Genomic DNA, 22157 nt, shown 5'->3' on the forward strand with positions numbered 1-22157 from the left:
CCAATCCGGCCAACCGCGCGCCGGTGGGCACCGGCCCGTTCGTGTTCGAGCGCTGGCAGCGCGGCAGCCACGTGCTGCTCAAGCGCAACCCGGCCTACTGGGCCGCGGGCAGGCCGCTGCTTGACCAAGTCGTCTTCAAGTTCGTGCCCGACCCGGCCGCCGCCGCGCTGGAGACAGGCGCAGTGGACGTGGCCGGTCTGCTGCCGTCGGACCTTGACCGCGTGGCGAAGCTGCCGCAGATCGCGGTGGACGTCCGCACCGACGGCTACCTCAACAACATGGAGACGCTGGAGTTCAACCTCGACAGCCCCTACCTGCGCAACCTGCGGGTGCGCCAGGCGATCGCGCATGCGATCGACAAGGAGTTCATCCGCAAGGCCGTGTTCGACGGCCGCTTCGAGTCCCTCTCCAGCCCGATCCCGAAGGTGCTCTCGCGCTATTACGCGCCGGCCGAGCGGCAATACGCCTACGACGTGCAGGAGGCCAACCGGCTGCTCGACGCCGCCGGCTTCCCGCGCAAGGGCGGCGGCGAGCGCTTCGCGCTCACCATCTACTTCTACCCGGGCAGCGCCAGCTTCCGCGCTACGGCCGAGTACATCAAGGCCGCGCTGGCGCGTGTGGGCATCCGCGTGACGGTACAGACCGCCGACATGGCGCTGCTCACCCGCCGCGTCTATACCGAACGCCAGTTTGACCTGAACATCAACGGAGTGGGCGCGCTCTACGACCCCACGGTCGGCGTGCAGCGGCACTACTGGTCCACCGTGCACGGCCAGCGGGTGCCGTTCAACAACGCATCGGGCTATGCCAACCCGGAGGTCGGCGAGCTCTTCCGCAAGGTCGCCGAGGAGGCCGACGAGGACCGGCGCGCCGCGCTGCTACGCCGCTTCCAGCAGATCGTCGGCGAAGAGATCCCGCTGCTGCCGCTGATCGCGCTGCAGACCGTCTCGGCGCAGAACCGGCGCGTGCACCGCTACTACAACAGCATCGACCTCACCGCCGGCGACCTGTCGGACGCGTGGGTGGACGAGAAGTAAGAAGGAAGGAACGACACCCATGACCGACGCCCTCCAGCAGGCCCTTTCCCGCGTGCGCGTGCCCGGCGCGCACTTCTGGTCGCTGCGCCACGTGCGCGACCGTGCCGCCACCCATGCGCTGCAGCGCCGCGGCCGCCAGTCGGCCGCGCTCGCGCGTGACGAGGGCGCGATGGCCACGGTGCATGCCGGCGGCGGCGCCGGCTATGCCGCGACGGCCGACCTGTCGCCCGCCGGGCTGCAGGCCGCGTTCGACGCGGCGCTGGCGCGCGCGCAGGTGAGCGCGGCGCACGGCCTGTTCGACTTCCGCCGCTATCCGGCGCCGTCGCCGCGCGACAGCTACGCATCGCCCGGCGTCGATGCGCTACTGCCCACGGCCGCGAGCTGGCACGAATTGCTCGCAGCCGAGGCCGCGGCCATCCCGACCGACGACCGCATCGTCGACTGGACGCTGGCCGTGGAGGTGCGCGACATCGACAAGCGCTATCTCACGAGCGACGGCGGCGACCTGCTGCAGCGCCAGCGGTTGCTCACGCCGTCGATCACCGTCACCGCTGCGGCCGATGGCCTCGCGCAGATTCGCACGCTCAACGGCGGCACCAGCCGCGCCACCCAGCAGGGCGGGCTGGAGGTGCTGGCCAACGTCGGCTTCACCGGCGCGGCCGGGCGCATCGCCGAGGAGGCGATCGAACTGCTGCTCGCGCCCAACACACCCGACGGCGTGCGCGACCTGCTGCTCTTGCCCGACCAGATGAACCTACAGATCCACGAGTCGATCGGCCATCCGCTGGAACTCGACCGCATCCTCGGAGACGAGCGCAACTTCGCGGGCGGCAGCTTCGTCACGCCCGACCTGTTCGGCCATTTCCGCTACGGCTTGGAACTGCTCAACATCACCTTCGACCCCACCGTCGCCGAGGAGCAGGCGAGCTATGCCTACGACGACGAAGGCGCGAAGGCCGAGCGCGCGTACCTGATCCGCAACGGCATCCTCGAACGCGGCCTGGGCGGCCTGCTCTCGCAGGCGCGCAGTGGCCTGCCGGGCGTGGCCAACTCCCGCGTCAACGGCTGGAACCGCCCGCCGATCGACCGCATGGCCAACCTCAACCTCGAACCCGGCGCCCACGGCTCGCTGAGCGATCTGGTCGCGGGCATCGAACGCGGCATTCTCATGAAAAGCAACAGCTCCTGGTCCATCGACCACCTGCGCAACAAGTTCCAGTTCAGCTGCGAGCGCGGCCGGCTCATCGAGCGCGGCCGGCTGACCACCGTCGTACGCAACCCCGGCTACCGCGGCATCTCGCGCGTGTTCTGGAACAACCTCGCCGCCGTGGGCGACGCGAGCACGCTGCGCGTGGTCGGCACCGGCTGCGGCAAGGGCGAGCCGGCGCAGGGCATCCGCGTGGGCCATGCCTCGCCTGCGGCCGTGTTCCGCGACGTCGAGGTCTTCGGAGGAGTGCGCTGATGGCCGCCGCAGCAGACTTCAACACCGCCCAGGAACAGCGCTTCGACGCGCTCGCCGCCAGCCTGTCGCGCCAGCTGCGGCGCGGCGAGGCGTTCAGCGCCTGGTACGCGGCCGAGCGCTCGGACTTCGTGCGTTTCAACGGCGCGCGGGTGCGGCAGATCGGCGTGGTCGCGCAGGCGGTCGTGCAGTTGCGGCTGTGGCGAGGCCAGCGCCATGCAGCGCTGTCGCTCACACTGGCCGAAGAGCCCGCGGCCGATGCCCTGCGCCTGGCGGAAGGGTTGGCCGCGCTGCGCGAGGCGCTGGACGCGGCCGAGGACGATCCCTTCTTTCATCCGCCGCAGGGCGGCTGGCAGGTGCGCACGGTGCAGGGCGGCACGCTGCCTTCGCCAGCACGGGTCGCGCAGGCGGTGGCCGACGCGGCGCAGGGGCTGGATGTCGTCGGCTTCTACGCCGGCGGGCCGCTGTGGCGCGGTTTCGCCGACGCGCGCGGCACGCGTGGCTGGCATGCGGCCGAGAGCTTCAACTTCGAATGGAGCCTATTCCAGCCGGACGGCCAGGCCGCCAAGGCGAGCTACGTCGGCAGCGACTGGAGCGAGGCCGGGTTCCAGGCCCGCTTCGCTGCGCTGCGCGAGCAGTATGCGCTGCTGGCGCGCGTACCACGGACGCTGGAACCGGGTACCTACCGGGCGTATCTTGCGCCGGCCGCGCTCGACGAGGTCTTCGCGCTGCTCAACCAGCGCGGCGGCTTCTCGGCGCGCGAACTGCAGAGCCGGCGCAGCCCGCTGGTGCGGCTGCAGGACGGCGCGAGCAGTTTCGACGGGCGCATCCGGCTGGTCGAGCAGGTCGCGGGCGCCGGCCTCGCGCCCGGCTTCACCGCCGACGGCGAGCGCCGCAGCCTCGTCGCGCTGATCGACGGCGGGCGCTTCGGCAGCGGCATCGTGAGCCCGCGCAGCGCGCGCGAGTTCGGCCTGGCGGCCAACGGCGGCAGCCCGGCCGAGACCGCCGCGAGCCTGGAACTGGCTCCGGGCACGCTGCCCGAGCGCGACGTGCTCGCGGCGCTGGGCACTGGCCTCTACCTCGGCAACCTCTGGTACCTGAACTTCTCCGACCGCGTCGGCCTGCGTATCACCGGCCTCACGCGCTTCGCCGCGTTCTGGGTGGAGGACGGCCGCATCGTCGCGCCCGTGGCCACGATGCGCTTCGACGACAGCCTCTACGACCTGCTCGGCGGCAACCTCGTGGATCTGACCGCCGAACGCCAGCTGCTGTCCGAGGCGCTCGGACGCAGCGAGCGCAGCACCGCTTCGTCCCTGCTGCCCGGCGCGCTGGTGCGCAGCCTGCGGCTCGTGCTGTAACCCTTTCCGGGAGCCTTCCTCCATGACCGAATCCGTCCCGCGCCATCCCGCCTTCCGCCTGCCGCGCATCCCGGCCGACGCCGCCATCCGCAGCGAGCGGCGCAGCGTCCCCGCCACCAGCTCGCGCTGCGCGGCCGCACCCTCGACTACAAGGCTACGGCCGGTACCACCATCCTGCGCGACCGCCAGGGCCGCCCCGGCGCCAGCGTGTTCTCGGTGGCCTACACCGTCGAGCCGGCCGCCGGCGCGCCCGAGCGGCCGGTGAGCTTCCTCTTCAACGGCGGTCCGGGCGCGCCGAGCACGCTGCTGCTGCTCGGCTCCATCGGCCCGGTGCGCGTGGAGACGGCCGACGCGGCCCCCACCCCGCCCGCGCCCTACCGGCTGCAGGACAACCCGCACAGCCTGCTCGACGTGACGGACTTGGTTTTCATCGACGCGGTCGAGACCGGCTACTCCCGCCTGCTGGAGCCCGAGAGCGCCGAGAGCTTCCTCGGCGTGGACGAGGACGCGCAGGCCTTCGCCCAGTTCATCGACCGCTACCTCGGCGACCACGGCCGCTGGAACGCGCCGCGCTACCTGATCGGTGAGTCCTACGGCGCGATCCGCGCGGCCGCGCTGCTGAACCTGTTCCAGAAGCGCAGCGTGGCCTTCAACGGCGTGAGCCTGGTCTTGCCGGTGCTCAACTACGGCGAGCGCATCCTGGCCACCGACGCCTGGTACGCCGGCTTGGTGCCGAGCTTCGCGGCCACGGCCTGGTACCACGGGCGGATCGACCGCGCGGCCCATCCGGATGTGGTCGCGCTGGTGCAGCGAGCGCGCGGCTTCGCCTTCGGACGCTACCTGAAGGCGCTGGTGCAGGGCCATGCGCTGCCCGCGGCCGAGAAGGCGGCGGTCGCCGCCGAACTCGCGGCGCGCACCGGGCTGGACGCCGGCTATGTCGAACGCGCCCACCTGCGCATCCACCAGCAGCGCTTCCGCAAGGAACTGCTGCGCGCCCAGGGCGAGGTCGTCGGCTGGTTCGACGGCCGCTTCAAGGGCGACGACGTGGACCCGAGCGCCGACCTGCCGAGCTATGCGCCGGAGTCGGCCGCGACGGCCAGCGCCTACCACTCGGCCTTTCTCGGCTACGCGGCCGGCACGCTCGGCTGGCAGGCCGAGGAAAGCTACCTGCACCGCGCGCGCATCCCGTTCTACCAGGAGGGCTGGAACTGGCGCCACGCGGTGCCCGCGGCCAGCGGCGCGCCGGCCTTCCTGCCCGTAGGCAACGTGCTGCCCGACCTGGCCCAGGTGCTGCGCGAGAACGAGCACCTGCGCCTGCATGTGGCGCTGGGCTACTACGACCTTGGCACGCCGCTCGCGGCCACCGAGCACGACCTGCGGCACCTGCTGTTGCCTGAGCGGCTGCAGCGCAACGTGGCGCTGACCTACTACACGGCCGGGCACATGGTCTACCTGAACGACGAGAACGCCGCGCAGTTCGCGGCAGACCTGCGCGAACGTCTTTACGTTGAGGGGTATATGCCTGATGCGGCTACCGTTCGTCCGCAGTGGTTGGGTACCTGAGAGGGTATATCCAGAGGCAGGACCATGTATAACGCCCCTTCGCCATAGCCCGCCAGCGCGGCTCGCATCGCGGCATCGGCCGCAGGCTGGGCCGCGAAACCCTGCCGTTCCCAGAACGCGGCCGCTCCCTCCACCGCCACCAGCGCTGCCTGGCGCACTCCGCCGTCCCGGGCCTGCGCCAGCAGCGCGGCGACCAATGCCTGGCCCAGGCCGCGTCCGGCGTGGTCCGGATGGACGGCCAGGTCGTGAAGGTAGAGCGTGCCTGCGTCCCTGGCAGGCGAGAACGCCCCGTGCAGCGGCGTGACCGCGCCCGGCACGCTCGGGTACGCGGCCAGGTAGGCGTGCAAGGCGCCGCCTTCATCCACCGCGACGCGCCAGTGCGCCGCGGTGCGCGCGAGCCGCGCCTGCCAGACATCGTCCGGCTCGCGCAGGGACGACCCGTAGCAGGCCGCCTGCACGGCGAGGATGCCCGCCAGGTCGCCCGCGCAGGCGGGCCGCAGCGCCGCCGTCAGAACAGCGAGACGACCGACACCGTCTTGGTGTTGAGATAGGCCTCCAGCGCCTCCGGACCGCCTTCGGAGCCATAGCCCGAATCCTTCACGCCGCCGAACGGCAGCTCCGGCGTGGGCGCGGCGGGCTGGTTGACCCAGAGCATGCCGACCTCGATGCCATGCGACAGCAGGTGCAGGTTGCGCAGCGAGCGGGTGAACGCATAGGCCGCCAGGCCGTAGGGCAGGCGGTTGGCCTCGGCGATCGCGTCCTCGATGCGGTTGAAGCCGCGCACCGCGGCCACCGGGCCGAACGGCTCGTCGTTGAAGACCGAGGCGGTCAGCGGCACGTCGTCGAGCACCGTGGGCGCGAAGAAGTTGCCGGCCTCGCCGATCTGCTTGCCGCCGGTGGCCAGGCGGGCGCCGGCGACGATCGCGTCCTCCACCACCTTCTTCATCGCGGTGAGCCGGCGCGGGTTGGCCAGTGGCCCGAGCGTGGTGCCGGACTCCAGGCCGTTGCCGACCTTCAGCCCTTCGGCATGGCGCACCAGCGCGCGGGTGAAGTCGGCCTTGATGCTTTCGTGCACCAGGAAGCGCGTCGGCGAGATGCAGACCTGTCCCGCGTTGCGGAACTTGGCCGAGCCCACGGCCTTGACGGCGAGCTCGACGTCGGCGTCCTCGGCCACGATGACCGGCGCGTGGCCGCCGAGCTCCATCGTCGCGCGCTTCATGTGCTGGCCCGCGAGCGCGGCGAGCTGCTTGCCCACCGGCGTGGAGCCGGTGAAGGTGATCTTGCGGATGACCGGGTGCGGGATCAGGTAGCCCGAGATCTCGGCCGGGTCGCCATAGACCAGGCCCACGGTGCCCGGCGGCACGCCGGCGTCGACCAGCGCGCGCAGCAGCTCGGCCGGCGAGGCCGGCGTCTCCTCGGGCGCCTTCACCAGGACCGAGCAGCCGGTGGCCAGCGCCGCGCCGAGCTTGCGCACGATCTGGTTGATCGGGAAGTTCCACGGCGTGAAGGCCGCGACCGGGCCGACCGGCTCCTTGAGCACCTGCTGCTGCGCCGCGAGGTTGCGCGAGGGCACGATGCGGCCGTAGACGCGGCGGCCCTCGTCGGCGAACCATTCGAGGATGTCGGCCGCGGCCAGCGTTTCGGTGCGCGCCTCGGCCAGCGGCTTGCCCTGCTCCTGCGTGAGCAGCGCGGCGATGCGGTCGGCGCGCTCGCGCAGCAGGCCCGCGGCGCGGCGGATGGTGGCCGCGCGCTCGTGCGCCGGGATGCGCCGCCAGGCGTCGAAGCCCTTCTGCGCGGCGTCGAGTGCGCGGTCGAGGTCCACGCGGCCGGCGTGGGCTACCTGGCCGATCACCTCGCCGGTGGCCGGGTTGCGCACGTCGATGCGGCGGCCGTCGGCGGCGTCGACCCACTGGCCGGCAATGAGCAGCTGGGTGGAGGCGTAGGAAGCGGTGGATGTCTGGGACATGGATGTCGGTGTGGGAGGTTGGAAGGAGGGACGAGAACGGACCGCCCATTCTGCAGAATTCCACGCCGGCGTGCGCGCCGCCCTCAGACAACCAGCCCGGCCGCATGGCCGCGGGTGAAGGCCTCCTCGAACACCGAGTAGCCGGCCCAGTCGGCATGGGCGAAGGCCAGGCGCGCGCCCAGCGGCGATGCCAGCCGGCCGGCCAGCCAGCCGTTGCCCTGCGGCCAGGTCAGCACGCCGGCGTCGGCATCGGCGGTGGAGGCGGCGTTGCCCGGCGCATGGAAGCCGTGGCGGCTCGCGAAGTAGTGGATGCCGGCCCAGGCCGAGACGGCCGCGGTGCCCGCGCCGTAGTCGTCGCGGCGGCAGTAGTCGTGGTGCCAGCGCAGGTGCGGATCGGCGAACCCCTCGGCGTCGAGCCAGGCGGCGAAGGTTTGGCCGTCGAGCGCCAGGTGCTCCGGCGCGGCCGGCGCGCGCAGCGCCGGCATGGCGAAGCGCGCCTGGCGGCGCCGCACTCGGGCTGCGGCAGCAGGCCGTCGTGCCATATACCCCCAGAATAGGGCTGCTCCGGCGCGCTGTACCAGCGCGTCTGCTGATCATACTCCCGGCATCCTGCGACGCGGCGGCGCAGGCCAAAGTTTTCGAGCAGGTCCTGCACCTCGTGCGCGTCGTCGCCCGGGAGCGGCAGGTAGTGCGCGCCCAGCGGGCAGCGATGTTGCCCACGCGGCCGCTGCGGCTGTTGCCGCCGGCGGTGTCGTCGAGCTCCAGCACAGCGAAGTCGTCGATGCTGCGCCGCGAGAGCGACCGCGCCGCCGCCAGCCCGGCGATGCCGGCACCGGCCACGATCACCGGTGCGCGCTTTTGCACCGCCGGCGGCGGCCAGCCGCGCACGTCGCGCAGCGCATGGCCGCGCGTCTCGGCCACACCCGTGAAGTCGCCTTCGACGGCATGCGGAGCGTCGCAGCCGGCCAGCAGCGCGGCGGGCGCGAGCAGGGCTTGGCGGCGAGTGGCTTTCATGGGACCGCACCCTCTTGCAGGTCCAGCAGCAACCGCTTCATCTCGGCGGCAGCCGGGGTCAGCTCGACCGCCTTGCGGGTCACGATGCCGAAAGGCGACAGGTCGCGGCCCAGCTCGATCGGCAGAGTCTGGAGGGTCGGGCCTTCGGCTTGCACCACGGCGCGCGGCAGTACGGCCACGGTGTCGGAGTTCTTCACCAAGTTCAGCGTCGCATAGATGGAGGCCGTTTCCACGACGTTGCGCGGCAGGGCCAGGCCGGCGGCGGCGAAGGCTTCCTGGACCAGCATGCGCGTGGGCGTCAGGTCGGGCTGCAGCAGCCAGGGCAGGCCGACCAGCGGCGCCAGCGAGCCGGCCCGCGCGGACGGATGGTCGGCGCGCACGAAGACGCAGAGCGCCTCGCCGCGCAGCGGCACGAAGTCGAAGGCCAGCGGGTGGTGCTGGCGCGAGAAGCGGCCGAGCACGAGGTCGAATTCGTTCTTCTCCAGGTCGGACAGCAATCGGTCGCTGGACGACTCGATCAGCCGCACGGCCAGCAGCGGCCGCCGCCGCTTGAGCTCCACCAGCGCCGCGGGCAGCAGCGTGGTGCAGGCGGCCATGATCGCGCCGATGGTCAGCGTGCCGGCGCCGCCCTGTACGAGCACCTGCAGGTCCTGGTCGAAGCGCTCGGTTTCCTGCAGCATGCGGCGCGCATAGCGGGCGACGAACTCGCCCATGGCATTGATGTGCACCGCGCGCGGGCTGCGGTCGAACAACTGCACGCCCAGCACCTCTTCCAGGTCCTGGAGGATCTTCGTGGCGGCGGGCTGCGACACGTTCAGGGCCGCCGCGATGCGGCGCAGGCTGCCGGTGCGGGCCAGCACATCGATCAGCCGCAGGTGCTTGATGCGCAGGCGCGACAGCAGCGCGGACGCGGGTGGCAAGGTGTCCCCAGGTTCCATGGTTGCCTTCAGGTTATCACGGTGCGCCAACTATTCAATTTTCATCATCCGACCCGCCTCCTACGATGCGGCCACGCAGCGTGGCACGTGATCGCTGCTCCGGCATTCCACAACAAGCGGGCGGCGTTGCTGCCTGGAAAGAGACATATGACGATCGCATCCCTTCCGCTGGACTCGGCCGTGCGCAAGGCGGGCTGGCGCCTGCTGCCCTTTCTGATGCTGATGTACGTGATGGCGTTCCTCGACCGCGCCAACGTCGGCTTCGCCAAGCAGAGCTTCCAGACCGACACCGGCATCGGCGACGCTGCCTTCGCTTTCGGCGCCGGCGTGTTCTTCATCGGCTATGCGCTGCTGGAGGTGCCGAGCAACCTGATCCTGGCGCGCGTCGGCGCACGCGCCTGGCTGTGCCGCATCATGGTCAGCTGGGGCGTGGTGGCCACGGCGATGATGTTCGCAACCACCGAGACCTCGTTCTCCGTGCTGCGCTTCCTTCTCGGTGCGACCGAGACGGGCTTCTTTCCCGGGATCATCCTGTACGTGACCTACTGGTTCCCGGAACGCGCGCGGGGCCGGGCCATCGGCATCTTCTACTTCGCCATTCCGGTCTCGCTGACCTTCGGCAGCGTGCTGTCGGGCTGGCTGCTGGACCTCGACGGCCTGGGCGGCCTGCACGGCTGGAAGTGGATGTTCATGGTGCAGGGCCTGCTCACGGTCGCCGTGGGCGTCTGGGCGTATTTCTGGCTCGACGACCGCCCGGCCGCCGCCACCTGGCTCAGTGCCGACGAAAAGCGTGCTCTGCAGGAAGAGCTGGACCGCGAAGACCAGGCCAAGACGGCGCACGGCGCGGCGGTGTCGCTGCGCTCCGCCTTCAACCCCACGGTGCTGGGCCTCACGCTGGTGTTCTTCCTGGTGCAGATCGCCGTGTACGGCCTGATCTTTTCGTTCCCGTCGATCATCTCGCAGATGCTCGGCCGCAAGATGGGGCTCACGGTCGGCCTCGTGGCCGCGGTGCCCTGGGCCATCGCCATCGTCGCGCCCTACTTCATCACGCAATGGTCCGACAACCGTGGCGTGCGCAAGCCGCTGATCGTGGCGATGTACCTCGCGCTCGGCATCAGCCTGGCGCTGTCGACCTGGGCCGCGCCGGCATGGGGCTTCGCCGCGCTGTGCGCCGCCGCCATCGGCTACTTCTCGGCCACGCCAATCCTGTGGACCCACATCACCACGCAACTGCGCGGCACGGCTGCGGCCGGCGGCATCGCGCTCATCAACTCGGTGGGCAACCTCGGCGGCTTCGTCGCGCCCAACCTCAAGTCGTGGAGCGAGGCCACAAGCGGCCAGCCAGCCGTGGGCATGGCCGTCATGGGCGCGACCGCGCTGCTCAGCGCCATCGTGCTGGCCCTGCTGGGCGAGCGCTCCCGTGGCGGCTGAGGCCATTCCTCCTTCCACCTTTCCTCACACCAGTCAGCCATGAAAATCACCAAAGTCCGCACGCGCGTCTTCGAATGGAAGGGCAAAGTCGTGGCGCCCCAGGCCCATTTCTGCGCCAATGCCACCGACCTCCTGTACGAGCGCGGCGACGCGATGGGCTCGTTCCGCTTCCATGGCTGGCTGGTCGTGGAGGTCGAGACGGACGATGGCCGGGTCGGCATCGGCAACTGCGCGCTGGCGCCGCGCATCGCCAAGCAGATCATCGACCAGTACCTGGCGCCGGTCGTGGTCGGCCAGGACCCGTTCGACAACGAGTACCTCTGGCAGAAGATGTACCGCCGCACGCTGGCCTGGGGCCGCCGTGGCGTCGGTATGGCCGCGATCTCGGCGATCGACATCGCCCTGTGGGATCTGATGGGCCAAGCAGTGGGCCGTCCGGTGTTCAAGCTGCTCGGCGGCCGCACCAAGGAGCGCATCGAGTGCTATGCGTCCAAGCTCTATGCGAACGACGACCTCGACGCCTTTCTGGCCGAAGCCCGGGGCTACCTGGACCAGGGATTCACCAGCATGAAGATGCGCTTCGGCTACGGCCCGAAGGACGGCCCCGCCGGCATGCAGAAGAACCTGGCCCAGGCGCGCGCACTGCGCGGGCTGGTGGGCGACGGCGTGGACATCATGTTCGAGTGCTACATGGGCTGGACGCTGGAGTACGCGCGTCGCATCCTGCCGCAGCTGGCCGAGCTGCGTCCACGCTGGCTGGAGGAGCCGGTCATCGCCGACGACATCGAGGGCTATGCCGAACTGCGCCGCATGAACCTCATGCCGATCTCGGGCGGCGAGCATGAATTCACCGTCCAGGGCTTCCGCGACCTGATCGAGCGCCGGGCCGTCGACGTGATTCAGTACGACACCAACCGCGTCGGCGGCATCACCGTCGCGCAGAAGGTCAACGCGCTGGCCGAGGCGTTCAGCATCCCGGTGATCCCGCACGCCGGGCAGATGCACAACTACCACCTCACCATGGCCTCCACCGCGAGCCCGATGGCGGAGTTCTTCCCGGTGTTCGACGTGGAGGCGGGCAACGAACTCTTCTACTACATCTTCGACGGCGATCCGCAGCCGCAGGGCGGCTTCCTGCAGCTGGACGACGACCGGCCGGGCCTGGGGCTGCGCCTTTCAGCCAAGCACCTGCACGACTTCAACATCATCGAGTAAGGAGCACGCCATGCGCCTCATCCAGTTCCTGATGGACGACGGCTCCCGGCGGGTCGGCGTGGTCGAGGAGGGCGGCGCCCGCGTTGCGCCCGTGGCCGGCATCGACAGCGTGCACGCGCTGGCCCAGCGCGCTGCCCGCGAAGGCGCAACGCTGGCCAGGGCCATTGCCGCGCACGGCACGCTGGCACCGGTCGACTACGCGCCATTGGCCGCGCAGCAGCGCTTGTTGCCGCCGGTGGACCATTCCGATCCGGCGCACCTGCTGGTCACCGGCACCGGCCTGACCCACCTGGGCAGCGCCGATGCCCGCGACCGCATGCATCGCAGCACACAGGCGTCCGAGGCCGAGCTCACCGACTCCATGCGCATGTTCCGCTGGGGCATCGAAGGCGGCAGACCCGCGCCGGGAGCCGTCGGGGTGCAGCCGGAGTGGTTCTACAAAGGTGACGGCGGCATCGTGGTGCCGCCGGGGCATCCACTGCCTTCGCCGGACTTCGCCGAGGACGCGGGCGAGGAGCCCGAAATCGTCGGCATCTACCTGATCGGACCCGACCGCACGCCGCTGCGCCTGGGCTTCGCGCTGGCCAACGAGTTTTCGGACCACGCAATGGAGCGCCGCAACTACCTCTACCTGTCGCATTCGAAGCTGCGCTTCTGCTCCTTCGGCCCGGAGTTGCTGCTGGGCGCGCTGCCCGGCCATGTGGAAGGCACCAGCCGCATCCGGCGCGGAGGCGAAGTGGTGTGGCAGCGTCCGTTCGTGTCGGGCGAGGCCAACATGACCCACACGCTGGAAAACCTCGAATACCACCACTTCAAGTATCCGCAATTCCTGCGACCGGGCGACGTGCATGTGCACTTCTTCGGGACGGCGACGGTGTCGTTCACCGACGGCTTCCGCACCGAGTCCGGTGACCTGATGGAAATCGAGGTGCCGGCCTTCGGCCGGCCGCTGGTCAACGCCATCGGCCGGCAGGAAGGCGGCGCGGCGCCTGGCGCGGTTCGCGCGCTCTGAGCCAGGCCGCAGGGATCACGGCACCGCCGTGCGGCCCCATTCCTCTTCGTAGGTGCGCACCAGCACCTGGTTGGACAGCCGGTTCACCTCGGCCGGCGGCTGGCGATGACGTAGCCCCATTCGCCGAAGCTCTGCACATGAGCGTGGTACGGCGTGGCGGCGAGGCCGGCCGATTCGATGGGATTCACCACGGTCCAGAAGCTGCGCCGCGCGATCAGCGGCGAAGTGGTCTGCACCACCGCATAGCCGCCGGCCGCGAGGCGCTGGTCGCGCAGCGTGTAGAAGCAGCTGGTGTAGAGCTTGCCGATCGCGAAGTTGGTCGGGCCGGGAAAGTCGACCACGATCGCGTCGAAGGTCTCGACACTGGCCTGCAGCCAGCGGAAGGCGTCGGTGTTGATGATCTTCACCTTGGGCGACGACAGCGCATGACCGTTGAGCCGCGAGAGCGACGCATGCGTGGCGAACAGCCTGCGAGCTGTGACTCGCGCACCGCCAGCGTGCCGTCGCAGTCCGCAGTCCATTGGATGATGTCGATGAATTGCTTCTTGACGAAATCCATCAGGGCCATGGCTGCGCTCCGTTCGGTGCTGTCGGTGAATGGTGCCGGGACGGAAAACGCGGCCATCATAGCGGTGGCGCCCCTCCAGGACGGTTGCCGGCCGCATCGCTAAGGAGGTGCGCGCAAGCTCCCCCTACAATCGCTCCCCCCAATTGCCCCTCACTTCAAATGGCTCGTGCGGCTGGGCGCCATGGTGGCGCCGGCGCCGGGCCCGTGTGATGTCCTCAGCAGGAGACGCCGGATGACCGTGCCCAAGACCCCGGAACAGATCGTCGAAGAAAAGCGTGCCGAGCTGCGCCGCGCCGCGCTCGAATACCACCAGCACCCGCGTCCTGGCAAGGTCGCCATTGCTGCCACGAAGCAGCTCGTCAACCAGCGCGACCTTGCGCTGGCCTATTCGCCCGGCGTGGCCGCACCCTGCGAGGAGATCGTCAGGGATCCGAACAACGCCTTCAAGTACACCAGCCGCGGCAACCTCGTGGCCGTGATCTCCAACGGCACGGCCGTGCTGGGCCTGGGCGATATCGGCCCGCTCGCCTCCAAGCCGGTCATGGAAGGCAAGGGCGTGCTGTTCAAGAAGTTCGCCGGCGTCGACGTGTTCGACATCGAGATCAACGAGAAGGACCCGCAGAGGCTCGTCGAGGTGATCGCCGCGCTGGAGCCCACCTTCGGCGCCATCAACCTCGAGGACATCAAGGCGCCCGACTGCTTTCATGTCGAGCGCGAGCTGCGCAAGCGCCTGAACATCCCGGTCTTCCACGATGACCAGCACGGCACGGCCATCACCGTGGCCGCGGCGATGGTCAACGCGCTCAAGGTGGCGGGCAAGGAGATCGGCCGCGTCAGGCTCGTCACCTCCGGCGCCGGCGCGGCGGCGCTCGCCTGCCTGAACCTGCTGCTCAAGATCGGCCTGAAGCGCGAGAACGTGTTCGTCACCGATCTGGCCGGCGTGGTCTACGAAGGCCGCACCGAGCTGATGGACCCGGACAAGGCCCTGTTCGCCCAGAAGACCGACGCGCGCACGCTCTCCGAGGTGATCGAGGGCGCCGACGTGTTCCTGGGCCTGTCGGCCGGGGGCGTGCTGAAAGGCCCGATGGTGGCCAGGATGGCCGCGCACCCGGTCATCTTCGCACTGGCCAATCCCCACCCCGAAATCTCGCCGGAGGACGCCCACGCGGTGCGTGGCGACGTCATCATGGCCACCGGCCGCAGCGACTACCCGAATCAGGTCAACAACGTCCTGTGCTTCCCGTACATCTTCCGCGGCGCGCTGGATTCGGGCGCGACCACGATCACCGACGAGATGGAGATCGCCGCCGTCCATGCCATTGCCGAGCTGGCCCAGGCCGAGCAGAGCGAGGTCGTGGCCGCCGCCTACGCCGGCCAGCCGCTGGCCTTCGGCCCCGAGTACCTGATCCCCAAGCCGTTCGATCCGCGCCTGATGATCAAGATCGCGCCGGCCGTGGCCCAGGCCGCGGCCGCCAGCGGCGTGGCGCTGCGCCCGGTCAAGGACCTGGACGCCTACCGCGACCAGCTCCAGAGCTTCGTCTACGCCTCGGGCACGACGATGAAGCCGATCTTCTCGGCCGCCAAGAACGCCGAGAAGAAGCGCGTGGCCTATGCCGAGGGCGAGGAGGCGCGCATCCTGCGCGCCGCCCAGATCGTGGTGGACGAGCGCATCGCCCGCCCGACGCTGATCGGCCGCCCGGCCATCATCGCCCAGCGCATCGAGAAGTTCGGCCTGCGCCTGCGGGAAGGCGTGGACTACGACGTGGTCAACGTCGAGCAGGACCACCGCTACCGCGACTTCTGGCAGACCTACCACCGCATGACCGAGCGCAAGGGCGTGACGGTGCAGATCGCCAAGATCGAGATGCGCCGCCGGCTCACGCTGATCGGCAGCATGCTGCTGCACAAGGGCGAAGTCGACGGTCTGATCTGCGGCACTTGGGGCCACACGGCCCACCACCTGCAGTACATCGACCAGGTCATCGGCCGGCGGGCCGGCGTGGCCACCTACGCCTGCATGAACGCGCTGCTGCTGCCCGACCGCCAGGTCTTTCTGGTCGACACCCACGTCAACTACGACCCGACGGCCGAGCAGCTCGCCGAGATCACGGTGCAGGCGGCCGAGGAAGTGATGCGCTTCGGCTTCCGGCCGAAGGCCGCGCTGCTGTCGCATTCCAACTTCGGCAGCTCCAACCACCCGAGCGCGGTCAAGATGCGGCGCACGCTGGAGCTGCTGCGCGTGCAGGCGCCGTGGCTGGAGGTGGATGGCGAGATGCACGGCGATGCCGCGCTCGACGGCGAGCTGCGCGCCGAGATCATGCCGCACAGCGCGCTGTCGGGCGACGCCAACCTGCTGGTGCTGCCCAACATCGATGCGGCCAACATCTCCTACAACCTGCTCAAGGAAGCGGCCGGCGGCGGCATCGCCATCGGCCCGGTGCTGCTGGGCGCCGCCCAGCCGGTGCACATTCTGACGGCCAGCGCCACCGTGCGCCGCATCGTTAACATGACGGCCGTGACCGTCGCCGATGCCAACGTGAGTCGGTAGCGCTTGGCCCGACAGCGGGCACTAACTTCATCGTGGTGCGGATGTCTGAGGCGGCTGCCCAATTTTTGGGCAGCCGCTTGCCTTTTGGTGCGCGTTCGGTCACACTAGCGGGCTGAAATTCCCGGGTAAACCCGCAGTCCGAAAGGTGTATGGAATGCTGAAGGCGGTCGCCAAGAGCCCCGGCAGGTCAGGGATGGCATGGTTCCTCGGGCTGGCGCTCCTCGTGGGTGCCGCCGGTGGTGCCGAGGCGCGCGGCCCGTTGCCGCAGCAGCAGGCAACGCAGCTCGAAACCATCGCCGTCGCCGAACTCCCACCCCAGGGCCGCACGACCTATGCGCTGATTCGCCAGGGCGGACCGTTCCCGTTCGACACGGACGGCGTGGTGTTCGGCAACCGCGAGCGCATCCTGCCGAGGCAGCCGCGGGGCTACTACCGCGAATACACCGTCAGGACGCCGGGCTCCCGCGACCGGGGCGCGCGCCGCATCGTTTGCGGCGGCGCACCCACGGTGCCCGACGCCTGCTATTACAGCGGCGACCATTACGCGAGTTTCCGTCAGATCGTCGCTGCCGGCCGATGAGCGGCCGGCAGCCCGGGTTGTTGCGAGAAGCGTTATTCAGAGATGGGGGCGCAGACCATGAGTTTTTTTGACCACAGAGAAAGAGAAACGGAGATGGAAGCACCGCTTTGTACCGTCCGAACCAACATCGTGCAGTCGATCCGCGCCTTCCGCGTGCACGATCTCCAGGAAGCGGCGGGGCGTCTGGGCCACCATTTCCTCTATGCCAACCTGGCCCACGCCCAGACCAAGCAGGACGTGCTGGACCTGATCGCCGCGCAGTTCTACTTCCCGGCGCACTTCGGCAAGAACTTCGACGCGCTCTACGACTGCCTGACCGATCCGATCCACAAGTCGGGCCCGCAGCCCGGCTTCGTCGTCGTGCTCGAACAGATCCCGGCCGTGGCCAAGTTCGACAAGGAAGTGCGCGAGCAACTGCTCGACGTGTTCCGCGAGGCGGCGGACTACTGGGCCGACCGCAAGATCGCGTTCCGCTGCTTCTATTCTTTTCTGTAGCCCGTTCCGCGCACGCCGGCCAGGCGGAACGGGCCACACCGGCCTCCACCCCCCAGATCGCGGTCGCGCCGCGGCGCCTCGCTGCGGCCGCCAACGGTGGAGCGATCCATGCCGGCAGCGCCGCCGCCGAGCCGGCGCCGGCCGGCAGGCTGGTGGACGTGTCGCCGCTGGCGCTGCGCATGAGCAGCCCGTTCAACGCCGGCTACTGGCTGGCCGCCGCCTGATCCGACCGGGCGCCGCCGCGCCGTGGAAGCCGCCCTCGGGGCGGCTTCCACTTGTGGGGATTCAGACTGCCGTGGTGGCGGGGGTATCCACCGGCACCGCGCGGATCTCGCCCGCCAGCGCCACATACTCCTCGACGGGCACTTCTTCGGCGCGGCGCTGCAGGTCGAAGCTGCCGTTGTAGCCCTGGCTGTCGAGCCAGCGGCCGAGCGCATGGCGCAGCAGTTTGCGGCGCTGGCTGAAGGCGGCCTGGACCAGGCCCTCCAGCACGGCCGGATCGACTGCGGCCGGCGCGGGGCGCGGCACCATGCGCACCACGGCGCTGTCCACCCGCGGCGGCGGGTCGAAGCTTGCGGGCGGCACGAACAGCACGTTCTCCATCGCGTAGCGCCACTGCAGCAGGACCGACAGCCGGCCGTAGTCCGACGTGGCCGGGCGCGCGACCATGCGGTCGATCACTTCCTTCTGCAGCATGAAGTGCTGGTCGGCCACGCTGCCGGCGCCGGGCAGCAGGTGGAAGAGGATGGGCGTGGAGATGTTGTAGGGCAGATTGCCGACCACGCGCAGCGCCCGCGTGCCGAGCCTGCCGGCCAGGGCGGCGAAGTCGACCTGGAGCACGTCGGACTCGACCACGTCGAGCTGCGCATGGCCGCGCAGCCGCCGGGCCAGGTCGCGGTCGAGCTCGATCACCGTGAGCCGGCCGAGCCGCTCCACCAGCGGCTGCGTCAGCGCGGCGAGACCGGGGCCGATCTCGGCGACCGGCTGGCCTGGTTTCGGGTCGATGGCCTCGACGATCGCGTCGATGATGGCCGGGTCGCACAGGAAGTGCTGGCCGAAGCGCTTGCGGGGAATGTGCTTCATGCGTGGGCCTGTGCCCCGGCCCCCCTGCCTCTGCCCAGCGGGGCCGGGGCCGCCGGCCGCGCAGCCGCCGGCGCCGCCGTCATTGCGGAGCTTCCCGATACTCGACATAGGCGCGGCCGCGGACTTCCTGCGCCCAGGTCGTGTACTGTTCGTCGAGCTTCTTCTCGCGCACCGCGTTGCGCACCACCTCGCGCTGTTCGCGCTGGTTGAGCTGGGCCTGGCGGCGCTCGACCAGCTGGATCAGGTGCACGCCGAAGCGGGAGACCACCGGTTCGCTGATCTGGCCGGGCCGGAGGCTGGAGAGCACCTGCTCGAATTCGGGCACGAACTGGCCCGGGTTGGACCAGCCGAGGTCGCCGCCGTTCTTGGCGCTGCCGTCCTGTGAATATTCGCGGGCCAGCGCGGCGAAGTCGCTGCTGCCGGACTCGACGCGGCGCTTGTAGTCGGCCAGCCGCGCGACCGCCTCGGATTCCGACAGCTTGGGGCCGGTCAGCAGCAGGATGTGGCGGGCATGGTTCTGCGTAACCAGTCCGGTGGACACGCCGCCGCGCACGCGCTCGATGACCTTGAGCACATGGAAGCCGGCGGGCGAGCGCACCGGGCCCACGATGCCGCCGTCCGGCAGGTCCTGCGTCGCCTGCACGAACAGATCCGGATAGCGGTCGGCCGGGCGCAGGCCGAGCTGGCCGGCGTTGCTGCGGCCCTCGGGCGCATCGGAATAGGCGCCGGCCAGCGCGGCGAAGTCCTCGCCGGCCTTGGCCTTGGCGGCCACTTCCTGGGCGCGCTGCTGCAGCTGCGAGGCCTGCTGCGGGCTGGCGTTCTCGGGTACGCGGATGAGGATGTGGCCGAGGTTGATCTCGAGGCTGGACGTGTCGGCGCTGTTCTGCTGGTCGTGGATGTACTGGTCGACGTCGAGGTCGCTCACGCGCACGCGGCTGTCCACCTCGCGCTCGCGCAGGCGAGTCAGCGTGAGCTGGTTGCGCAGCTCCTCGCGGAAGCGCTCGGGCGTGAGGCCATCGGCGGCCACGCGGCGGCGCAGCTCGGCCACGTCCAGACCGTTCTGACGGGCCACGTTCTGCTCGGCCTGGTCGATGGCCACCTTGTCGATGGTGATGCCCGTCTCCTTGGCCAGCTGCAGCTGGGCGCGCTCGTTGATCAGGCGTTCGAGCACCTGGCGCACCAGCACCTGCTGCGGCGGCAGGGTGCCGCCCTGCTGCTGCAGCTGCTGCTCGACGCGGGCCAGGCGCTGGCGCACCTCGTTGTTGGTGATCGGCTCGGAGTTGACGACGGCGACGATGAAGTCGGCCTGGCGGCTGGCGCCGCCCGAGGACGGCGAAGCGGACGCCGCCGCCCCTGCGGCGCCGGAAGGCGACAGGCCGAAGCCGGCGCCGCCGCCGGAGGGGCGCAGCTGGGCCGAGGCGCCGCTGGCGCAGGTGAGCAGGACCAGGAAACAGGCCAGGGCGGTGGCGGAAGCGCGGTGGGTCATGGTGGCGAAAAGCTCAGTCGTAGTTGCCGAAGCGGCTCGGTGTGGTCGTCTGCTGGCGCAGGTTCTGGTAGCTCGGCACATTCTGCTTGAAGGTCTGCAGCGGGTCGGAGCCGAGGCTCAGACGCGAGAAGCCGACGAATTCGAGCTGAAACAGCAGGCGGGTGTTGGAGGTGGTGGTGGTGCTGCGCAGGTTCTCCAGCACCACGCGGCCGATCCAGCAGCAGGCGTCGTATTCGATGCCGATGACGGTGTCGACCATGCGCTTGTCGCGCATGCTGTAGTTCAGGCGTCCGACGCTGTACCAGCGGTCGCCGCCCTGGCCGCGGCCCGGGCCCAGGTCCCTGCCGCGGTCGCCCCAGAGGTCGTTGATCGGCCACTGCCAGCCCAGGTCGATCTGCTCGCTGGAGTCGCGCTGGTAGCGGTAGGCCGCGCTGACCGTGCGGTAGTTGCTGGGGTTGTAGCGCGCGCTGATGGTCGAGCGCTCGGAACGGCCGGTGTCGGTGTTGTACTGGACGGTGGAGTCGAAGCCCCAGCGCGGCGTCCAGTTGATGCCGGCGCCCAGCAGGATGGACGACAGCCCCTTGCTCACCGGCGAGCCGCCGGGCAGCGTGACCTTCTGCTCCTCGAAGCGCAGGCGCTGGGCGATGCCGAAGCGCGCGGCCTCGGCGCCGGTGTCGGCGTCGAACAGGCGGGTGGTCACGCCGAGCGTGAGCAGGTTGTTGTCCGAGATGCGGTCGTAGCCGCCGAAGGCGTTCTCGGTGTAGACCGTGGCGAAGTTGAAGTCGTTGAGCGCGGTGTCGTACACCGGCAGCGCGCTCTGGTCGCGGTAGGGGGTGTAGGTGTAGAACGCGCGCGGCTCCAGGGTCTGGCGGAAGGCGCGGCCGAAGTAGCTGGCGTCGCGTTCGAAGATCAGGCCGCTGTCGAGGCTGAAGCTCGGCACGTTCCGGTCGGCCGACATCGCGCCCGTCGACAGCGAGCCGTCGAAGTCGTAGTGCGTGCTGTTGAAGATGACCTTCGGCGTGACGAACCAGCCCGGGCGGACGAACGGCCGCGACAGCTGCGCCTGCACATAGCTGCGCTGCGCGTTAGGCTGCAGCGTGAGCGTCTTGTCGGCCTCGAAGCGGGTGTAGTCGGCCTCGACCACCGCGTCGAAGCCGCCGGGCAGGGCGAGCTTCGTGTACGTGGCGTGCAGCTGCGGCATGCGATCGTAGGGCGGCACGATCACCGATTCGGTCAGCTGCAGGGTCTGGTACTTCAGCGCGCGCAGCTGCAGCGCCAGGTCGCCGGCGCTCCAGGTGAGGTTGACGTCGTTGGGCAGCAGCCGCTGCGTGAGCGAGCGGGTGCCGCGCGGGAAGTCGCGCCAGTAGTTGTCGTCGCTCACACGGTTGAGGTTGACGCCCACGCCCACGGTGCCGAGCAGCGGGATGTCGGTCAGCGCGCCCTGGTGCTGCCACGAATAGCCCCAGCGGTCGCGCTCGCGCAACGCATCGTCGGGCATGTAGTCGGCGCGGATCTGGCCTTTGTAGAGCGCTTCGAGGTAGCGGAACTCGGCGCCGATTCCCAGCCCGCGCTTGCTCATCGCGGTGCTCCAGAAGGTCGCGTCGCGGTTGGGCGCGATGTTCCAGTAGTAGGGCTGGATGACCTCGAAGCCGTTCTGGCTGGAGATGCCGATGGTCGGCGGCAGCAGCCCCGACTTGCGCTTGTCCGACAGCGGGAAGCTGATCGAGGGCACCGGCAGCACCGGCACGCCCTTGAAGCGCAGCATGGCGTTCTCGGCGGTGCCGGTCTCCTCCTCCTGGTCCACGCGGATCGTGGCCGCGCGCATGATCCAGTCGGGCACCCAGTCGGGGCCGCCGCGCACGCAGGTGGTGTAGGTCGAATCGCTCACCACGGCGCGGGCGCTGTCGATGAAGTCGATGCGCCGGGCCTTGCCGTGGGCGCCGTTGAGGATGAAGAAGTAGTCGACGTCGTTGAAGAAGCCTTCGAACGCATCGACCTTGAGCTCCAGCAGCGTGCCGTCGTAGGTGTTGCCGGTGCGGTTGATGTGCACGTTGCCGCGCGCGCGGGCCTGGTCGTCGGGCTGGTAGTACTCCAGCCGGTCGGCCTTGATCACCGTGTCGCCGCGGCGCAGCTCGGCGTTGCCCTCCACCGTGGTCTGCAGGTCGGTCTGGCCGCTCACCTGGTCGCCGCGCACGAAGGTGGGCAGCTGCTTTCGCAACTCGGGCTTGATGGTCTCCTGGAGCTGCGGGCTGCTGCGCAGCGCGGGCGCGGCTGCGGCATCGGCATCCGGGACGGCCTGCGCCAGCGCCGCGGACGACGAAGCGACGATCCACGCCGCGGCAGCCACGGCGCGCGGCGGGAACAACGCCTTGCGGATCAGCTCATGCATGGCTGGCGGGCAAAG

At 70.0% G+C, this 22157-nt stretch carries 17 protein-coding genes and 2 pseudogenes; 10 read left to right on the forward strand and 9 right to left on the reverse strand.

The features are described from left to right. From GAK38_RS18755 to GAK38_RS18770, 4 genes are all read left to right on the forward strand, one after another. Positions 1–1037, forward strand: a 1037-nt coding sequence (locus GAK38_RS18755) for an ABC transporter substrate-binding protein (protein WP_325346478.1), incomplete at its 5' end; no start/stop codon positions are given. Between the two features lie 19 nt (positions 1038–1056). Further along, positions 1057–2499, forward strand: coding sequence for a TldD/PmbA family protein (locus GAK38_RS18760; protein ID WP_325346479.1), 1443 nt, complete (start codon positions 1057–1059; stop codon positions 2497–2499). Continuing rightward, positions 2499–3854: a metallopeptidase TldD-related protein gene (locus GAK38_RS18765; protein WP_325346480.1), complete on the forward strand. Its 1356-nt coding sequence runs from the start codon at positions 2499–2501 to the stop codon at positions 3852–3854. The genes GAK38_RS18760 and GAK38_RS18765 overlap by 1 nt, the downstream gene beginning before the upstream one ends. Before the next feature lie 216 nt (positions 3855–4070). Beyond that, positions 4071–5417, forward strand: coding sequence for a S10 family peptidase (locus GAK38_RS18770; protein ID WP_325346481.1), 1347 nt, complete (start codon positions 4071–4073; stop codon positions 5415–5417). On the opposite strand, the gene GAK38_RS18775 is transcribed toward GAK38_RS18770, so the two are convergent. From GAK38_RS18775 to GAK38_RS18790, 4 genes and pseudogenes are all read right to left on the reverse strand, one after another. Next, positions 5357–5929, reverse strand: coding sequence for a GNAT family N-acetyltransferase (locus GAK38_RS18775; RefSeq protein ID WP_325346500.1), 573 nt, complete (start codon positions 5927–5929; stop codon positions 5357–5359). The genes GAK38_RS18770 and GAK38_RS18775 overlap by 61 nt on opposite strands. After that, positions 5926–7383 carry an NAD-dependent succinate-semialdehyde dehydrogenase gene (locus GAK38_RS18780; RefSeq protein ID WP_325346482.1) on the reverse strand — a complete coding sequence of 486 codons (1458 nt, stop codon included), beginning with the start codon at positions 7381–7383 and terminating at the stop codon, positions 5926–5928. Before GAK38_RS18780 ends, GAK38_RS18775 begins: the two co-directional genes overlap by 4 nt. Before the next feature lie 173 nt (positions 7384–7556). Beyond that, positions 7557–8397 (reverse strand): annotated as a pseudogene (locus GAK38_RS18785) (NAD(P)-binding protein); the annotation flags it as partial. Beyond that, on the reverse strand, positions 8394–9317 hold the full coding sequence (locus GAK38_RS18790; RefSeq protein WP_325346483.1) for a LysR substrate-binding domain-containing protein: 924 nt from the start codon (positions 9315–9317) through the stop codon (positions 8394–8396). The pseudogene GAK38_RS18785 and the gene GAK38_RS18790, both read right to left, overlap by 4 nt. 165 nt (positions 9318–9482) lie before the next feature. On the opposite strand from GAK38_RS18790, the gene GAK38_RS18795 reads away from it, so the two are divergent. The 3 genes from GAK38_RS18795 to araD1 are packed head-to-tail and all read left to right on the forward strand — an operon-like array spanning position 9483 to position 12993. Next, complete coding sequence (locus GAK38_RS18795; RefSeq protein ID WP_325346484.1) at positions 9483–10766, forward strand: MFS transporter; 1284 nt, start codon at positions 9483–9485, stop codon at positions 10764–10766. A gap of 39 nt (positions 10767–10805) precedes the next feature. Beyond that, complete coding sequence (locus GAK38_RS18800; protein ID WP_325346485.1) at positions 10806–11981, forward strand: L-rhamnonate dehydratase; 1176 nt, start codon at positions 10806–10808, stop codon at positions 11979–11981. 10 nt (positions 11982–11991) lie between these two features. Continuing rightward, on the forward strand, positions 11992–12993 hold the full coding sequence (gene araD1 / locus GAK38_RS18805) for an AraD1 family protein (RefSeq protein ID WP_325346486.1): 1002 nt from the start codon (positions 11992–11994) through the stop codon (positions 12991–12993). A 15-nt stretch (positions 12994–13008) separates the two neighbouring features. On the opposite strand, the pseudogene GAK38_RS18810 reads toward araD1, so the two are convergent. Both GAK38_RS18810 and GAK38_RS18815 read right to left on the reverse strand, forming a co-directional pair. Then, positions 13009–13463, reverse strand: a pseudogene (locus tag GAK38_RS18810) (polyamine aminopropyltransferase); the annotation flags it as partial. After that, on the reverse strand, positions 13397–13561 hold the full coding sequence (locus tag GAK38_RS18815) for a hypothetical protein (protein ID WP_325346501.1): 165 nt from the start codon (positions 13559–13561) through the stop codon (positions 13397–13399). The gene GAK38_RS18815 and the pseudogene GAK38_RS18810, both read right to left, overlap by 67 nt. Before the next feature lie 232 nt (positions 13562–13793). Between GAK38_RS18815 and GAK38_RS18820 the strand changes: the two genes are divergently transcribed. The 3 genes from GAK38_RS18820 to GAK38_RS18830 all read left to right on the forward strand — a co-directional run bounded on the left by GAK38_RS18820 (position 13794) and on the right by GAK38_RS18830 (position 17184). Continuing rightward, on the forward strand, positions 13794–16109 hold the full coding sequence (locus GAK38_RS18820) for an NADP-dependent malic enzyme (RefSeq protein ID WP_325346487.1): 2316 nt from the start codon (positions 13794–13796) through the stop codon (positions 16107–16109). Positions 16110–16263: 154 nt separating this feature from the next. Continuing rightward, positions 16264–16689: a ribonuclease gene (locus tag GAK38_RS18825; protein WP_325346488.1), complete on the forward strand. Its 426-nt coding sequence runs from the start codon at positions 16264–16266 to the stop codon at positions 16687–16689. Between the two features lie 57 nt (positions 16690–16746). Further along, on the forward strand, positions 16747–17184 hold the full coding sequence (locus GAK38_RS18830; protein WP_443089246.1) for a barstar family protein: 438 nt from the start codon (positions 16747–16749) through the stop codon (positions 17182–17184). 285 nt (positions 17185–17469) lie between these two features. Here GAK38_RS18830 and rsmA read toward each other — a convergent pair whose 3' ends face one another. The 3 genes from rsmA to GAK38_RS18845 all read right to left on the reverse strand — a co-directional run bounded on the left by rsmA (position 17470) and on the right by GAK38_RS18845 (position 22142). Then, entirely contained in the window at positions 17470–18267 is a 798-nt protein-coding gene (gene rsmA / locus GAK38_RS18835) for a 16S rRNA (adenine(1518)-N(6)/adenine(1519)-N(6))-dimethyltransferase RsmA (protein ID WP_325346490.1), read from the reverse strand. 79 nt (positions 18268–18346) lie between these two features. Then, positions 18347–19753 carry a peptidylprolyl isomerase gene (locus GAK38_RS18840; RefSeq protein ID WP_325346491.1) on the reverse strand — a complete coding sequence of 469 codons (1407 nt, stop codon included), beginning with the start codon at positions 19751–19753 and terminating at the stop codon, positions 18347–18349. A gap of 13 nt (positions 19754–19766) precedes the next feature. Continuing rightward, on the reverse strand, positions 19767–22142 hold the full coding sequence (locus GAK38_RS18845; protein WP_325346492.1) for an LPS-assembly protein LptD: 2376 nt from the start codon (positions 22140–22142) through the stop codon (positions 19767–19769). Positions 22143–22157 lie beyond the last annotated feature (15 nt).

It is taken from the genome of Xylophilus sp., from assembly GCA_009914555.1.
Lineage (GTDB): Bacteria > Pseudomonadota > Gammaproteobacteria > Burkholderiales > Burkholderiaceae_C > WNDY01.

What these genes read in the sequence shown, in the direction of transcription:
- GAK38_RS18760 (WP_325346479.1), top strand. Translation starts at nt 1,057, where the DNA reads ATGACCGACGCCCTCCAGCAGGCCCTTTCCCGCGTGCGCGTGCCCGGC.
- GAK38_RS18765 (WP_325346480.1), top strand. Translation starts at nt 2,499, where the DNA reads ATGGCCGCCGCAGCAGACTTCAACACCGCCCAGGAACAGCGCTTCGAC.
- GAK38_RS18780 (WP_325346482.1), bottom strand. Translation starts at nt 7,383, where the DNA reads ATGTCCCAGACATCCACCGCTTCCTACGCCTCCACCCAGCTGCTCATT.
- GAK38_RS18795 (WP_325346484.1), top strand. Translation starts at nt 9,483, where the DNA reads ATGACGATCGCATCCCTTCCGCTGGACTCGGCCGTGCGCAAGGCGGGC.
- GAK38_RS18800 (WP_325346485.1), top strand. Translation starts at nt 10,806, where the DNA reads ATGAAAATCACCAAAGTCCGCACGCGCGTCTTCGAATGGAAGGGCAAA.
- araD1 (WP_325346486.1), top strand. Translation starts at nt 11,992, where the DNA reads ATGCGCCTCATCCAGTTCCTGATGGACGACGGCTCCCGGCGGGTCGGC.
- GAK38_RS18815 (WP_325346501.1), bottom strand. Translation starts at nt 13,561, where the DNA reads ATGGCCCTGATGGATTTCGTCAAGAAGCAATTCATCGACATCATCCAA.
- GAK38_RS18820 (WP_325346487.1), top strand. Translation starts at nt 13,794, where the DNA reads ATGACCGTGCCCAAGACCCCGGAACAGATCGTCGAAGAAAAGCGTGCC.
- GAK38_RS18825 (WP_325346488.1), top strand. Translation starts at nt 16,264, where the DNA reads ATGCTGAAGGCGGTCGCCAAGAGCCCCGGCAGGTCAGGGATGGCATGG.
- GAK38_RS18830 (WP_443089246.1), top strand. Translation starts at nt 16,747, where the DNA reads ATGAGTTTTTTTGACCACAGAGAAAGAGAAACGGAGATGGAAGCACCG.
- rsmA (WP_325346490.1), bottom strand. Translation starts at nt 18,267, where the DNA reads ATGAAGCACATTCCCCGCAAGCGCTTCGGCCAGCACTTCCTGTGCGAC.
- GAK38_RS18840 (WP_325346491.1), bottom strand. Translation starts at nt 19,753, where the DNA reads ATGACCCACCGCGCTTCCGCCACCGCCCTGGCCTGTTTCCTGGTCCTG.
- GAK38_RS18845 (WP_325346492.1), bottom strand. Translation starts at nt 22,142, where the DNA reads ATGCATGAGCTGATCCGCAAGGCGTTGTTCCCGCCGCGCGCCGTGGCT.